We start from the raw sequence: 14,658 nt of genomic DNA, 5'->3' as shown, positions 1-14,658 counted from the left end.
GAGGTACACGATGCGCGGTGACCTGGAGTGGGGCGGAGTCCCGGGCCTTGTACGGTCGGCGGCGGCCCGTTTCGCGGACCGCGAGGCGGTCGTCGAGGGCCGGACGCGCGTCTCCTACGCGGAGTTGGGCGCCCGGGTGGAGCGCGCCGCGGCCGCCTGCGTGGCGAGCGGTGTCCACGTGGGCGACCGCGTGGCCGTCTGGGCCCCGAACACCCTCGACTGGATCGTCTCCGCCCTCGGCGCGGTGTCCGCCGGAGCGGTCCTGGTCCCCCTCAACACCCGCTTCAAGGGCGCCGAGGCGGCGTACGTGCTGGCCAGGAGCCGGGCGAAGCTGCTCTTCGTGACGGGAACGTTCCTCGGCACGTCCTACGTGGCCTCGCTGCGCCGGGCGGCGGGGGAGCCCGGGGAAGGGGCCGGGCAGGAGGTCGCCGGCCCCGGCGCCGGTCCGCTCCCCGGCCTTCCGCACCTGGAGCGGGTGGTCGTCCTCGCGGACGACGCTCCCGCCGACTTCCGTACCTGGAAGGACTTCCTCGCGGACGGGGAGGGTGTGGGGAGCGACGAGGTGCGCCGCCGGGGCGCGGCCGTGTCCGGCGCCTCGCCCTCCGACATCATCTTCACCTCGGGCACCACGGGCCGGCCGAAGGGTGCCCTGATCACCCACGCCCAGACGCTGCGCGGCTACGCGATCTGGAGCGACCTCGCCGGTCTGCGCGAGGGCGACCGCTATCTGATCGTGAACCCCTTCTTCCACACCTTCGGCTACAAGGCCGGGATCATCGCCTGTCTGATGCGCGGGGCGACGATGGTGCCGCAGCCGGTGTTCGACGTGGACACGGTGCTCGCGAACGTGGCCGCGGAACGCGTGTCCGTCCTCCCCGGCCCGCCCACCCTCCACCAGTCCCTCCTCGACCACCCCGCCCGCGACACGTACGACCTCTCCGCGCTGCGGCTGGTGGTGACGGGCGCCGCCGTGGTCCCGTTGCGGCTGGTCGAGCGCCTGCGCACGGAGCTCGGCGTGGACACGGTCCTGACGGCGTACGGCCTCTCCGAGGCGAGCGGCATCGTCACCATGTGCCGCAGGGGGGACCGGCCGGAGGTGATCGCCTCGACCTCGGGCCGGGCGATCCCGGACACCGAGGTGCGGGTGGTGGACGCCTCGGGGACCCCGGCGGCCCCCGGATCCCCCGGCGAGGTCCTGGTCCGCGGCTTCAACGTGATGAGCGGCTACTTCGAGGACGCGGCGGCCACGGCGGAGGTCCTGACACCGGACGGCTGGCTGCGCACGGGCGACGTGGGCGTCCTCGACCCCGAGGGCAACCTCCGCATCACCGACCGGATCAAGGACATGTTCATCGTCGGCGGCTTCAACGCCTACCCCGCGGAGATCGAGCAGCTCCTCGGCCTGCACCCCGAGGTCGCCGACGTGGCGGTCGTCGGCGTACCGGACAGCCGTCTCGGCGAGGTGGGCAGGGCCTACGTCGTCCGCCGCCCGCGCTCCGCCCTCACGGCCGACGACCTGATCACCTGGTCCCGCCGCGAAATGGCCAACTACAAGGTGCCCCGCACGATCGCCTTCGTCACCGAACTGCCCCGCAACGCGAGCGGGAAGGTGGTGAAGGGGGAGCTGCGGGGGCGGTAGCCGGGTGCCGGGCCCCCGGACGCACGGCGACCGCGGCGGCTCCCCCTCCGCGCCGCCGCGGTCGATCCCCGTGTGGTGTAAGTCCGCCCCCCCCAGGTGGGACTTAGACCGGCTCGTCCGTCGCGTGGATGTTGTCCGTCGAGGCGTCGCCGGTGCCGTCGTCCTTGGTGATCGGGTTCTTGCCGGTGAGCGGCTCGCTCGTGGCGTGGATGTTGTCCGTGGAAGCCCCGCCCGTCGGCTCGTCCGTGGCGTGGATGTTGTCGGTGCTGTTGGTGTCGCTCATGGTGGCTGTCCCCCTGACAGTCTTGGTGCGTTGTTTGGAGCGGCCCGTCCGGCAGCTCCCCCGTGGGCCGCCGGACGGGCACTCGGGGCCGATTACCTTAGTGCTACGGCCTCAGGTCGTTCCGTCTGCCCCCCGACGCGACGGATCGACAACACAGAGACTGCCGGGCCGCGATAAACGAACGATGAACGCCCCGGCATGCGAACGCCTATGAAGTCCCGGACGGCCCCTAGGGCTTGTCTGACGAGCCCTAGGCGACGGCCAGCGGATTGAGGAGCGCCCTGACCGTGGCGGCCTCCGGAGCCCCCAACGTCTGGAAGATGTCCAGGGATTCGCGCCAGCAGACCTGGGCCCGGCCGGAGTGGCCGATCGCGTTCAGCGCCTGCCCGAGCACGACGAGGACATTGCCCCGGCGCCACTCGCCGCCGATGCCGCGCAGCACCGTCAGGGCCGTCTCGGCGTTCGTCGCCGCGGCGGCCGGGCGCTGGGCGGCGATATCGGCCTCCGCGAGGCGGAACAAGGACATGCCCTCCCACAGCCGCTGGCGGCTGTTGCGGAACACCGCGAGCGCCTCTCCGAGACGGGCGGTCGCCTCCGCCAGCCGGCCGCTCTGGGTGAGGGCGAGGCCCAGCGCGTAACGGCCGTTGGCGCCCTTCAGCGCGTGGCCCATGTCGTCGTACATGTCGGTGCCCTGCTGGGCCAGCGACACGGCGCTGCCGGTGCGTCCGGTGGCGAGGTGGATGCGCGAGAGGTTGCACAGGGCGCTGGCCTCGCCGGCCCGGTCCTGGCAGGCCCGGAAGCTCTCGATCGCCCGCGTGAGATGCGCCTCGCCGTCCTCGTACTGGTTCTGCAGGAGAGCGATCACCCCGAGGGTGTTGGAGGCCCAGCAGCTCGTCAGGTGGTCCGTCTCGGCGGCCAGTTCGAGGGCCTGCGCGGCGGCCTCGCGGGCCGGGTCGAACCGGCCGGTGTAGTAGTGGACGTAGGCCAGGGTGACCAGGGACCGCGCCTCGGCGTGCGCGTCGGCCGCCTCCTGGGCCGCTTCCCGCAGCGCGGAGGCGACCCCCTCGTACGCCTTGGAGTTCGTGCCGGACTCCGCCAGGTCCACGGAGGCCCACAGCGCGTCGACCGAGCGCCGGAGGAATCCGTCCTTGGTGGACTGCCGGACACACGCCAGCAGGGAGATCGCCTCCGAGTACAGCCAGTCCTGCGCCCGGTGCCGGTCCTCGAACGTCAGCCCGGCGTACGCCGTCGGTTCCAGATGGTCCACCAGGCGGTCGCCGGGGCGTTCGATCGCGTAGACCCCGGCCGCCGTGCTCAGGTAGAAGTCCAGCAGCCTGGACAGGGCCGCCGCCCGTTCGCTCGGGGGCTGTTCGTCGCGTTCGGCGCACGCACGCGCGTAGAGGCGGACCAGGTCGTGGTAGCGGTAGCGGCCGGGGGCCGCCGACTCCAGGAGGGAGGTGTCGACGAGGGACTCCAGGAGGTCCTCGGTCGCCTCGGCCGGGAGGTCGAGCACCGCCGCGGCGGCGGCCAGGGAGATGTCCGGGCCGTCGGCGAGGCCCAGCAGCCGGAAGGCGCGCGCCTGCGCCGGCTCCAGCTGGCCGTAGCCGAGTTCGAAGGTGGCCTTGACGGCCAGGTCGCCGGCCTGGAGTTCGTCCAGCCGGCGGCGCTCGTCGCCGAGCTTCGCCGCGAGCACCGACACCGTCCAGGTGCGGCGGGCGGCGAGCCGGGACGCGGCGATCCGGATGGCCAGCGGGAGGAAGCCGCAGGCCGCGACCACGTCGAGGGCGGCCTCCCGCTCGGAGGCGACGCGTTCCTCGCCCACGATCTTCGTGAAGAGCTGCAGCGCCTCCTCGGGGGACATCACGTCGAGGTCCACGAGATGGGCGCCCGCCAGGTCCACCATCCGGATGCGCGAGGTCACCAGGGCGGCGCAGCCCTCCATGCCGGGCAGCAGCGGCCGTACCTGGGCGGCGTCGCGGGCGTTGTCCAGCAGGACCAGGACGCGGCGCCCGTCGAGGACGGAGCGGTAGAGGGCCGAGCGTTCCTCCAGCGAGTCGGGGATCGCGGAGTCCGCCGTTCCCAGGGCCCGCAGGAAGGCGCCGAGGACCGTCTCCGGTTCGGCCGCCCGCGACCCGGCGCCCTGGAGGTCGACGTAGAGCTGGCCGTCGGGGAAGGCGGCGCGGGCCTGGTGGGCCACGTGCACCGCGAGGGTGGTCTTGCCGACGCCCCCGATGCCCGCGAGCGCCGAGACGGCCATGACGCGGCCCTCCTCGGTGGACGCCGCGGCGAGGACGTCGCTCAGTTCCTGTACGAAGGACGCCCGGCCGGTGAAGTCGGTGACGGTCGCCGGGAGCTGGGCCGGGCGGACGAGGGCGACGACGGGCTCCGCCTTCGGGGCGGAGGGCTCGGCGAGGCCCGGGTCCGCCTGGAGTATGCGCTGCTGGAGTTCCCTCAGCCCCTGCCGCGGGTCCACGCCCAGTTCGTCGGCGAGCAGCCGCCGGGTGTCCGCGTACACGGCGAGGGCCTCGGCCTGGCGGCCGGAGCGGTACAGCGCCAGCATCAGCAGTTCCCGCAGGCGTTCGCGCAGCGGGTGCGCGGCGGTGAGCGCGGTGAGTTCGGAGACCGCCTCCGCGTGGAAGCCCTGTTCCAGGTCCATGTCGAGGCAGGATTCGAGGAGTTGCAGGCGCCACTCCTCCAGGCGGGCCCGCTGGGTCTCCGCGTGGGGGCCGGGGATGCTCGCGAGGGGTTCGCCGTCCCACAGGGCGAGGGCGTCCCGGAGCAGGTCGCGGGCGCGGGAGAGATCGCCCGCCGCGCGTGCCTTCTCGGCGTCGGCGGCGAGTTCCTGGGCGTTCACGTGGTCGAGGGCGCCCTCGCGCAGGGAGCGGATGGCGTAGCCGCCGGACTCGCTCACCAGCACCTCGGCGCCGAGCGTCTTGCGCAGGCGGGAGGCGTACGTCCGCAGGGCGGCCAGCGCCTGGGACGGGGGCTCGTCGCCCCACAGGGCGTCGATGAGCTCGGAGGCCGTGGCGGTGCGGCCGTCGCGCAGCAGCAGCGCGGCCAGCAGGGCGCGTTGCTGCGGGGACCCGGCCGGCAGCGGATCGTCGCCGAGCCAGGCGCGCACCGGGCCGAGCACGCTGAAGCGCAACGCCGCGGGCTCCTCGGAGCCCGGATGCCACTGCTTCGGTACGCGCGGCACACCGTCCATCGCTGTCCCCCTGCCGAACTGTCAGTACAACGAGGCCAGTTTGCCTTGTTCATGGCGGATGCGTCAGCCGTGCGAGACAGCGATCACAAGGCGTGGCCCGGTAGGTCACACGGTCCTCACACAGGCTCCTCACACTTCCCCGCTTATTCATCCGCGCGCCGCCGTCCGCCGGGTGCTCCGGCGGACGCCGGGCGGGCCGCCCACAGGCAGCTCCCGGATAGCTGACGGGTCGTCAGATCAGCGCTACCGTGGCCGGTATGGAGACCACGGAAAGCGCGCAGAGCCGCTCGGCGGACGCAGGGACCGCCTTCCCGAGGATCATCTCGGTGGACGACCACACGGTCGAACCGCCCGACGTCTGGCGGGACCGGCTGCCCGCGAAGTACCAGGACACAGGCCCCCGCATCGTTCGCGCGCCCCTGAAGGAAATGACCTTCCTGGGCGGGAAGTTCGCCCCCGTGATGGGCGCTCCGGGCGACGAGGGTCCCGTCGGCGACTGGTGGGTCTACGAAGACCTGCGCAGGCCCCTCACCCGCCTCGACACGGCCGTGGGCTACGACCGTGACGAGATCCGGCTCGAGATCATCACGTACGAGCAGATGCGCCCAGGCTCGTACGACGTGCCGCAGCGGCTGGCCGACATGGACGTCAACCACGTCCAGTCCGCCCTCTGCTTCCCCACCTTCCCCCGGTTCTGCGGGCAGACGTTCACCGAGGCGGCCGACCGTGAACTCGGCCTTCTCTCGGTGCGGGCCTACAACGACTGGATGGTGGAGGAGTGGTGCGGGCCGGACGCCCGCGGGCGCCTGATACCGCTCACGCTCGTACCGCTGTGGGACGCCCGGCTCGCGGCGGACGAGGTGCGGCGCAACGCCGCCCGCGGTGTGCGCGCGGTGGCCTTCTCCGAGATCCCGCCGCACCTCGGGCTCCCGTCCGTGCACACCGACGACTGGGACCCCTTCCTCGCCGCGTGCGACGAGACGGGCACCGTCATCGCCATGCACATCGGCTCCAGCAGCCGGATGCCGTCGACCTCGGCCGACGCGCCGCCCGCGGTCGGCTCGACGATCACCTTCGCCAACTGCTGCTTCTCGATGGTCGACTGGCTGATGAGCGGCAAGTTCGAGCGCTTCCCGAACCTGAGGGTGATGTACGCGGAGGGCCAGATCGGCTGGATCCCGTACATCCTGGAGCGCGCCGACGTGGTGTGGGAGGAGAACCGGGCCTGGGGCGGGGTGGCCGACAAGGTCCACCGGCCGCCGTCCGAGCTGTTCGCCGACCACGTGTACGGCTGCTTCTTCGACGACGCGTTCGGGCTGCGGAACCTCGACGCGATCGGCGTCGGCAACGTCCTCTACGAGACCGACTACCCCCACTCCGACTCCACCTGGCCGAAGTCGAAGGAGGTCGGCGAGGCCCAGATGGGGCACCTGGCCCCGGACGTCGTCGAGCGGATCGTGCGGGGGAACGCGATCGGCCTGCTGGGGCTGACGGAGGACGGGCTCTGGGCGGGCTGAGGGCCCGGGCCCGGTCCGGTGAACGTTGCGGGAACTCCGGCCGTCCTCCGGGGCAACCCTGCGGCCACCGGGGGAGTCGTACCGGCGGAGGAGCGATGATCTTGGCTCCTCCATCGGACGGCTGCTCTTTTACCGCAGGAGTTGGGTTCCCCATGAGAAGACGCAGGTTCGGCTCTCGCCTCGGACTCGTGGCCGCCGTGGCCGTCGCCGGAGCCGTCACCGGCCCGGTGAGCGCGCACGCGGCCGGTACGGCGGGCGCCGGGGCGACGAGCGTGCGCGCCGACTTCAACGGCGACGGTTACGCGGACCTCGCCGTCGCCGCCCCGTACGGCATGGCCGGCGGGTACGCCAGTTCGGGTTACGTGAGCGTCGTGTACGGCTCCTCGAAGGGGCTGGACACCAAGCACCGGCAGATCGTCAGCCAGGACGCGCCCGGCATACCCGACGACTCCGAGTCCCTGGACTTTTTCGGCTGGGGCCTGTCCTTCGGTGACCTGGACGGCGACGGTTACGCGGACCTGGTCGTCGGCGCGTTCGGTGAGGACGTCGGGAACGCGCAGGAGGTGGGCACCCTGACCGTCGTCTGGGGCGGGAAGGCGGGGCTGTCCGGCGGCACGGTCGTGGCGACCGGTTCCATGTTCGACCAGGTCAGGCCCCGGCACGCCACCGTCGGCGACTTCAACGGCGACGGTCACCTCGACGTGGCCTCGGACAACCGGCTGCTGTCCGGTCCGTTCACCCGCACGGCCGGTGCCGCGGCGACCGGGAACCTCGTCCTCGACACGGACGACGTCCCCGACTACCCCCACCATGTCGACGACATCGCCGCCGGGGACGTCGACCACGACGGCGTCACCGACCTCGTCGCCCTCATCCACACCCCCGACGAGGAGGGGCCGGGCGTCGGCTACCGCGTCGAATACCTCCACGGCACCCGGCAGGGGCTGAGCGCCCCGGTCGAACTGACGCGGGCCGACGACACCTGGGTGCCCGGCGGCTCCAGCCTCGGCGTCGGCGACGTGAACAAGGACGGGTACGCCGACCTCGTCATCGGGCGCCCCTTCGGCAGCCGCGGGGAGGATTCCGTCGAGCCGGCGCGCCTCGGCGGCCAGGTCGGCGTGGTGTACGGCTCGGCGAAGGGGCCCGACGTCTCCCGTACGACGGTGATCAACCAGAACACGGCGGGCGTGCCCGGAGTGTCCGAGAAGGGCGACCGCTTCGGCTCGGGCGTCTCCGTCGGGGACGTCAACGGCGACGGGTACGCGGACGTCGCCGTCGGTGCCCCGGGCGAGGCCATCGGCACGCTCTCCTCGGCGGGCGCGGCGGCCGTGCTGCGCGGCGGCGCGTCCGGCCTCACCGGGAAAGGCGCCGTGTCCTTCAGCCAGAACACCACGGGCGTGCCCGGCACCGCCGAGAAGAACGACCTCTTCGGCGGGTACACCACGCTGACCGACGTCAACCGCGACGGCCGCGCCGAGCTGTACGTCTCCGCGCACGGGGAGAACGCCTCCATCGGCGCCGTCTGGGCCTTCCGCTCCACCGCCTCCGGCCCGACCGCCTCCGGCTCGGCCGCCTTCGGGCCCGTCGGCCTCGGCGCGCCCGTCAACAACTCCTGGTTCGGCTACGGCTTCGGCCGCTGACGCACCCTGCGGGCCTCTCCCGGACAGCAGCCCCGGCGGACACGTTCCGCCGGGGCTGCCCCTTGTCTGATGTGGCGTCAGCGACGACTATGTGCGAGTCCCATTCAATCTGACGGACCGTCAGGCAGTCGGGGGGCCGTCAGTCAGGCAAGGGGGTCGTCGTGCCCGTCCCGTCCGAGGAACGCCTCTCCTACGGCATCCAGCTCCCCGTCCAGTCCCAGAGCACCCTCTACGCGGAACCCTGGGAAGCCGCCGCCGGTCCCGCCGACCTCGTCGAGATCGCCCGCGCCGCCGACCGCGCCGGATTCGCCTACATCGCGAGCTGTGACCACGTCGCCATTCCGCGCCGGCTCGCGGGCGCCATGAGCACGATCTGGTACGACCCGGTCGCCACGCTCGCCCACCTCGCGGCCGTCACCGAGCGCGTACGGCTGCTCAGCCATGTCGCGATCGTCGGGCTCAGGCATCCGCTCGTCACCGCCAAGCAGTACGCGACCCTCGACCACCTCTCCGGCGGCAGGCTGATCCTCGGGGTCGGCGCCGGGCACGTACGGGAGGAGTTCGAGGCGGTCGGGGCCGACTTCGAGCGCCGGGGGGCCGTCCTCGACGAGACGATCGACGCCCTGCGCGCCGCGCTCGGGCCGGACGAGTTCCCCGTCCACCACGGCAAGACCTACGACTTCGAGGGCCTCGGGCAGCGGCCCCGGCCCGCCCAGCGGCGCGTGCCCGTGTGGGTGGGCGGCTCCTCGCCCGCCGCCGTGCGCCGGGCCGCGCTGCGCGGCGACGGCTGGCTGCCGCAGGGCGATCCGCGCGACCGGCTGCCGGGGCAGATCGCCCGGCTCACGGCCCTGCGCGCCGAGGCGGGCGTCGGGGAACCCCTCACGATCGGCGCCATCACCGAGCCGCTGTACGTGGGAGAGCCCGGCTGGGAGGTCGGGCGGCGGACGCTGAGCGGTCCGCCCGAGGCGCTGGCCGCGTCGCTGCGGGAGTACGGCGCGATGGGCGTGCACCAGATCCAGGTGCGGTTCCGCAGCCGGAGCCGCGACGAACTCACGGACCAGATGGCGGCGTTCGGCGCGGACGTCGCGCCCCACCTCAACTAGGGAGTCACGGCATGGGCAAGCTGGACGGACGGGTCGTCCTCGTCACCGGCGCCGCGCGCGGGCAGGGCGAGCAGGAGGCGCGGCTCTTCGCGGCGGAGGGCGCGCGCGTGATCGTCGCCGACGTGCTCGACGACCAGGGGCGGGAGCTCGCCGGGGAGATCGGCGCGCACTACGTGCACCTGGACGTGGGCAGGGAGGAGGACTGGACGGCGGCGGTCGCGTCGGCGAAGGCCGCGTACGGGCGGATCGACGGGCTGGTCAACAACGCCGGCATCCTGCGCTTCAACGCGCTCGTCGACACCCCGCTGGCCGAGTTCATGCAGATCGTGCAGGTCAACCAGGTCGGGGTGTTCCTCGGGATCAAGACCCTCGCGCCCGAGATCGCCGAGGCCGGGGGCGGCACGATCGTGAACACGGCCTCTTTCACCGGGCTCACGGGGATGGCGTACGTGGGCGCGTACGCGGCGACCAAGCACGCCATCGTCGGACTCACCCGGGTGGCCGCGCTCGAACTCGCGGACAAGGGGATCCGTGTCAACGCCGTCTGCCCGGGCGCCGTCGACACGGCCATGAGCAACCCGGCGCAGCTCTCCGGCGGCGCGGACGGCGAGGATGCCTCGCGGGCGCTCGACGCGTTCTACGGCAAGCTCGTGCCGCTCGGCCGGATCGGCCGCCCCGAGGACGTGGCCCGGCTGGCCCTGTTCCTGACCGGCGAGGACTCCTCGTACATCACCGGGCAGCCCTTCGTGATCGACGGCGGCTGGCTCGCCGGCGTCAGCGTTCTCTGACGACGCATCAGCTATTGACGGTCCACGCGCGCGGTGGAACAGTCGGCTCAAAGAATCTGACGGTATGTCAGATAACTGGATGGGGACGGTGAACCTCCTTGGAATTCGGGCTCTTTGTACAGGGATACGTGGGCAAGCGGGCCTTGACCGACCCGCTCGCGGAGCACAAGGCGCTGATGGAGGAGACCGAGTACGTCATCCAGGCGGACAAGTCCGGCTTCAAGTACGCCTGGGCGTCCGAGCACCACTTCCTGGAGGAGTACTCGCACCTCTCGGCCAACGACGTCTACCTCGGCTATCTGGCGCACGCCACCGACCGCATCCACCTCGGCTCCGGCATCTTCAACCCGCTCGCCCAGGTCAACCACCCGGTCAAGGTCGCCGAGAAGGTCGCCATGCTCGACCATCTCACCGGCAACCGCTTCGAGTTCGGGTCCGGCCGCGGCGCCGGCTCGCACGAGATCCTCGGCTTCCTCCCCGGCATCACCGACATGAACTTCACCAAGGAGATCTGGGAAGAGACCATCGCCGAGTTCCCGAAGATGTGGCTCCAGGACGAGTACGCCGGCTTCCAGGGCAAGCACTGGTCGCTGCCGCCGCGCAAGATCCTGCCCAAGCCGTACGGGAAGTCCCACCCCGCGATGTGGTACGCCGCCGGGTCCCCGCCCTCGTACTCCATGGCCGCCCGCAAGGGCCTCGGCGTGCTCGGCTTCAGCGTGCAGAAGGTCTCCGACATGGAGTGGGTCCTGGAGCAGTACAAGACCGCCGTCGTGAACGCCGAGCCCATCGGCGACTTCGTCAACGACAACGTCATGGTGACCACCACCGCCATCTGCGCGCCCACCCACGAGGAGGCGATCCGGATCGCGGTCGGCGGCGGGCTGCACTACCTGCCCTCCCTCGTCTTCCGCTACCACGACACCTTCCCGCGCCCCGAGGGCTTCCCCGTCTGGCCCGAGACGCTCCCCGAGTACACCCCCGAGTTCGTCGAACTCCTCATCGAGGAGGAGCTGTTGATCTGCGGCGACCCGGACGAGGTGCTGACCCAGTGCAAGCGCTGGGAGCAGGCCGGCGCCGACCAGCTCAGCTTCGGACTGCCCGTCGGCGTCCCCAAGGAGGAGACGCTCCAGACGATCCGGCTGATCGGCGAGCACGTGATCCCGAAGATCGACACGGACCCGGTGCACCGCACCACCCGCTTCCGCCAAGCCGCCGTCTAGGTCCAGGAGGTACTTCCGCGATGCTCGACCACGTGATCAAGGGCGCGACCGTCGTGGACGGGACGGGAGCGCCCGCCCGCACCGCGGACGTGGGCCTGCGCGGCGGCCGGATCGCCGTGATCGGCGCGGTCACCGAGCCGTCCCGGACGAGCGAGGACGCGCACGGACTCGTCCTCGCCCCCGGCTTCGTGGACCCGCACACGCACTACGACGCCCAGCTCTTCTGGGACCCGTACGCGACCCCGTCCCTGAACCACGGGGTCACCACGGTCGCGGGCGGCAACTGCGGCTTCACCCTCGCCCCGCTGAACCCGGAGCGCCCCGAGGACGCCGACTACACGCGCCGCATGCTGTCCAGGGTCGAGGGCATGTCCCTGGTCGCCCTGGAGGAGGGCGCGCCCTGGAACTGGAACACCTTCGGGGACTACCTCGACGCCCTGGAGGGCCGGATCGCGGTCAACGCGGGCTTCATGGTGGGCCATTGCGCGCTGCGGCGGTACGTGATGGGCCCCGACGCCGTGGGCGGACAGCCGACGAGGGAACAGCTCGACGCCATGCTGCGGCTGTTCCACGAGGCCATGGAAGCGGGTGCCTGGGGCCTGTCCACCACCCAGTCCTCCACCCATTCCGACGGCGACGGGAAGCCGGTCGCCTCCCGGCACGCCGGCCCCGCCGAACTGCTGGCCCTCTCCCGGGCCGTGGGGGAGCACGAGGGCACCCAGATCGAGGCGATCGTGGCCGGCTGCCTGGACCAGTTCAGCGACGCCGAGATCGATCTGTTCGTGGAGATGAGCGCGGCCGCGGGCCGCCCGCTCAACTGGAACGTCCTGACGATCGACGCCGCCGTCCCCGAGCGCGTCCCGCGCCAGCTGGAGGCGAGCGAACGCGCCCGCAAGTCCGGCGGCCGTGTCGTCGCGCTCACCATGCCGATCCTCACCCCGATGAACATGTCGCTCGGCACCTTCTGCGCCCTGAACCTGATCCCCGGCTGGGGACCGGTCCTCGCGCTGCCCGTTCCGGAACGCATGGCGAAGCTCGGCGACCCGGAGGTCCGCGCCGAGATGCTGCGCCGCGCGGACAGCAAGGAGGCGGGGGTCTTCCGGCGGCTCGCCGACTTCGGCCGGTACGTCATCGGCGACACCTACAGCGCCGCGAACGAGGGCCTGACCGGGCGCGTGGTGCGGGACATCGCCGCCGAACGCGGCCAGGAGCCCTTCGCGTGCCTGGTGGAGATCTGCGCGGCCGACGAACTGCGCACGGTCCTGTGGCCCATGCCCACCGACAACGACCCGGACTCCTGGGCGCTGCGCGCCGAGACCTGGCAGCACCAGGACGTCCTGCTCGGCGGCTCCGACGCGGGCGCCCATCTGGACCGCATGTGCGGGGCCCCGTACACCACCCGGTTCCTCGGCGACTGTCTGCGCGGACGCCGGCTCGCCTCCCTGGAGCAGGCGGTGAAGATGCTGACGGACGACCCGGCGCGGCTGTTCGGGCTGCGCGACCGCGGACGCGTCGAGGTGGGATTCCATGCGGACCTGGTGCTCTTCGACCCGGAGCGGATCGACGCCGGCAAGGCCACCCTGGTGCACGACCTGCCGGGTGACAGTCCGCGGCTCGACTCCCGGGCGATCGGGGTGAGGGCCGTGTGGGTCAACGGGACCGAGGCGATCCGCGACGACGTGGTGACGGGCGCGGTGCCGGGGAAGGTGCTGCGGTCGGGCCGCGACACCAGGACGGTGAGCACCCGGTGACGGCCTCCGGGAGCACCGGGCAGCGGCTGTTCATCGGCGGAGCGTGGGTGACGCCCGACCACGGCTTCTACGAGGTGACCGACCCGGCGACCGAGAAGGCCGTCGGGCTCGCCCCCGAGGCGTCGCGGGCGCAGGTGCACGCGGCCGCGGCGGCGGCCCGCGAGGCCTTCGGACCGTGGTCGCGCACGCCCGCCGAGGAGCGGGCCGGCGTCCTCGCGCGGGCGGCGGACCTCATCCAGCGCGACTTCGTGCCGTACGCCGACCTCGCTCAGGCGGAGAGCGGCGCCACCACCGGGACGGCGCGCGGCATGCAGGTCGGGGTCGGGGTGGCCCGCTTCCGGCGCTACGCGCGGCCCGAACCGGTCGAGAGGGCGCTGCCGCCGCAGATCAACGAGGCGGGTCCCTTCGGCGGGGCCGCCGTGATGGGCGCGCTGGCCGTGCGCCAGCCCGTCGGCGTGGTCACCTGCATCACCTCGTACAACAATCCCTGGGCCAACCCGGCGGGCAAGATCGCCCCCGCTCTGGCGATGGGCAACACCGTGGTGGTGAAGCCGGCCCCGCAGGACCCGCTGTCCGTGTACCGGATGGCCGAGGCGCTGGAGGCGGCGGGCGTGCCGCCGGGCGTGGTGAACGTGGTCAGCGGTTCGACGGCGGAGTCCGGCGAGGCGGCGGTCGACTCCCCGGACGTCGACATGGTCAGTTTCACCGGTTCGACGGCGGTCGGGCAGCGGATCGCCGAGGTGTGCGGACGCGGCATGAAACGCCAGCTCATGGAACTGGGCGGCAAGGGCGCGGCGATCGTCTTCGAGGACGCGGACCTGAGGTCGGCGGTGTCGGGCATCGGTACGACCTTCTCCTTCTACAGCGGGCAGATCTGCACGGCGCCGACGCGGGTACTGGTCCAGCGGGGTGCGTACGACCGGCTGGTGCAGCAACTGGCCGCCTACGCCGGGCACCTGAAGGTGGGCGATCCGCGGGAGCGGGGCACGGTGGTCGGCCCGGTCATCTCGGCGGCCCACCGCGACCGCGTCGAGTCCTACGTCGAACTCGGCCGCAAGGAAGGCGCACGGGTGGTGACCGGCGGCGAACGGCCCTCCCTGCCCAGCGGGTTCTACGTCGCACCCGCTCTTCTCGCCGACTGCACACCGGACATGAGGGTGGTCCGGGAGGAGATCTTCGGCCCGGTCGTCGTCGTGCTGCCCTTCGACGACGAGGAGGAGGCGATCGCCCTCGCCAACGACTCCGACTACGGCCTGATCGACTACGTCTGGTCCGGGGACGTGGCCCGCGGCTTCCGCGTCGCCCGCCGGCTGCGCGCGGGCGGAGTCGGCGTCAACACCGTCGGCCGCAACATGGAGGCCCCCTTCGGCGGCTTCAAGAAGAGCGGGGTCGGCCGCGACGTGGGCTCGTACGCCCTGCACGCGTACAGCGAGACCCAGGCGATCGTGTGGCCGGGGTGAGACACTGGCGCGGAGCGGCCGAAGCCTGTCCGGCGGATCTTCACGGAGTACG

10 protein-coding genes are annotated in these 14,658 nt (G+C 72.3%); 8 read left to right on the top strand and 2 right to left on the bottom strand.

All coding sequences use genetic code 11. The features are described 5' to 3' along the window. Positions 1–10 precede the first annotated feature (10 nt). Positions 11–1,639, top strand: a complete 1,629-nt coding sequence (locus ACFYW9_RS09600; RefSeq protein WP_389146987.1) for a FadD3 family acyl-CoA ligase — start codon at positions 11–13, stop codon at positions 1,637–1,639. Between the two features lie 103 nt (positions 1,640–1,742). Here the strand turns inward: ACFYW9_RS09600 and ACFYW9_RS09595 are convergent, their stop codons facing one another. Then, positions 1,743–1,922 (bottom strand): hypothetical protein, encoded by a 180-nt coding sequence (locus tag ACFYW9_RS09595; RefSeq protein WP_351859908.1) that lies wholly within the window; start codon positions 1,920–1,922, stop codon positions 1,743–1,745. Between the two features lie 250 nt (positions 1,923–2,172). Beyond that, positions 2,173–5,127 carry a BTAD domain-containing putative transcriptional regulator gene (locus tag ACFYW9_RS09590; RefSeq protein ID WP_389146983.1) on the bottom strand — a complete coding sequence of 985 codons (2,955 nt, stop codon included), beginning with the start codon at positions 5,125–5,127 and terminating at the stop codon, positions 2,173–2,175. A gap of 257 nt (positions 5,128–5,384) precedes the next feature. Between ACFYW9_RS09590 and ACFYW9_RS09585 the strand changes: the two genes are divergently transcribed. The 7 genes from ACFYW9_RS09585 (at position 5,385) to ACFYW9_RS09555 (ending at position 14,606) form a co-directional block, all read left to right on the top strand. Beyond that, a complete protein-coding gene (locus tag ACFYW9_RS09585; RefSeq protein ID WP_389146980.1) occupies positions 5,385–6,644 on the top strand; it encodes an amidohydrolase family protein in 1,260 nt (419 codons plus the stop codon). Between the two features lie 152 nt (positions 6,645–6,796). After that, a complete protein-coding gene (locus tag ACFYW9_RS09580) occupies positions 6,797–8,284 on the top strand; it encodes an FG-GAP-like repeat-containing protein (protein WP_389146977.1) in 1,488 nt (495 codons plus the stop codon). Positions 8,285–8,445: 161 nt separating this feature from the next. After that, complete coding sequence (locus ACFYW9_RS09575) at positions 8,446–9,387, top strand: LLM class F420-dependent oxidoreductase (protein ID WP_389146974.1); 942 nt, start codon at positions 8,446–8,448, stop codon at positions 9,385–9,387. An 11-nt stretch (positions 9,388–9,398) separates the two neighbouring features. Further along, the gene (locus ACFYW9_RS09570; RefSeq protein WP_351859900.1) at positions 9,399–10,175 is read left to right on the top strand and encodes a glucose 1-dehydrogenase; all 777 of its coding nucleotides are present in this window, start codon (positions 9,399–9,401) and stop codon (positions 10,173–10,175) included. Positions 10,176–10,273: 98 nt separating this feature from the next. After that, complete coding sequence (locus ACFYW9_RS09565) at positions 10,274–11,395, top strand: LLM class flavin-dependent oxidoreductase (RefSeq protein WP_351859898.1); 1,122 nt, start codon at positions 10,274–10,276, stop codon at positions 11,393–11,395. Positions 11,396–11,415: 20 nt separating this feature from the next. Next, positions 11,416–13,146 (top strand): amidohydrolase family protein, encoded by a 1,731-nt coding sequence (locus tag ACFYW9_RS09560; RefSeq protein ID WP_389146970.1) that lies wholly within the window; start codon positions 11,416–11,418, stop codon positions 13,144–13,146. Next, entirely contained in the window at positions 13,143–14,606 is a 1,464-nt protein-coding gene (locus tag ACFYW9_RS09555) for an aldehyde dehydrogenase family protein (RefSeq protein WP_389146967.1), read from the top strand. The genes ACFYW9_RS09560 and ACFYW9_RS09555 overlap by 4 nt, the downstream gene beginning before the upstream one ends. The last annotated feature ends 52 nt before the right edge of the window (positions 14,607–14,658 follow it).

This window comes from Streptomyces sp. NPDC002698 (assembly GCF_042888945.1).
Taxonomy (GTDB): Bacteria; Actinomycetota; Actinomycetes; order Streptomycetales; family Streptomycetaceae; genus Streptomyces.
Note: the sequence above shows the minus strand (reverse complement) of the source record. Positions and strands in the feature narration are given on the sequence as shown.

Coding starts and splice junctions, on each gene's coding strand:
- ACFYW9_RS09595 (WP_351859908.1), bottom strand. CDS start 1,922: ATGAGCGACACCAACAGCACCGACAACATCCACGCCACGGACGAGCCG.
- ACFYW9_RS09600 (WP_389146987.1), top strand. CDS start 11: ATGCGCGGTGACCTGGAGTGGGGCGGAGTCCCGGGCCTTGTACGGTCG.
- ACFYW9_RS09590 (WP_389146983.1), bottom strand. CDS start 5,127: ATGGACGGTGTGCCGCGCGTACCGAAGCAGTGGCATCCGGGCTCCGAG.
- ACFYW9_RS09585 (WP_389146980.1), top strand. CDS start 5,385: ATGGAGACCACGGAAAGCGCGCAGAGCCGCTCGGCGGACGCAGGGACC.
- ACFYW9_RS09570 (WP_351859900.1), top strand. CDS start 9,399: ATGGGCAAGCTGGACGGACGGGTCGTCCTCGTCACCGGCGCCGCGCGC.
- ACFYW9_RS09580 (WP_389146977.1), top strand. CDS start 6,797: ATGAGAAGACGCAGGTTCGGCTCTCGCCTCGGACTCGTGGCCGCCGTG.
- ACFYW9_RS09560 (WP_389146970.1), top strand. CDS start 11,416: ATGCTCGACCACGTGATCAAGGGCGCGACCGTCGTGGACGGGACGGGA.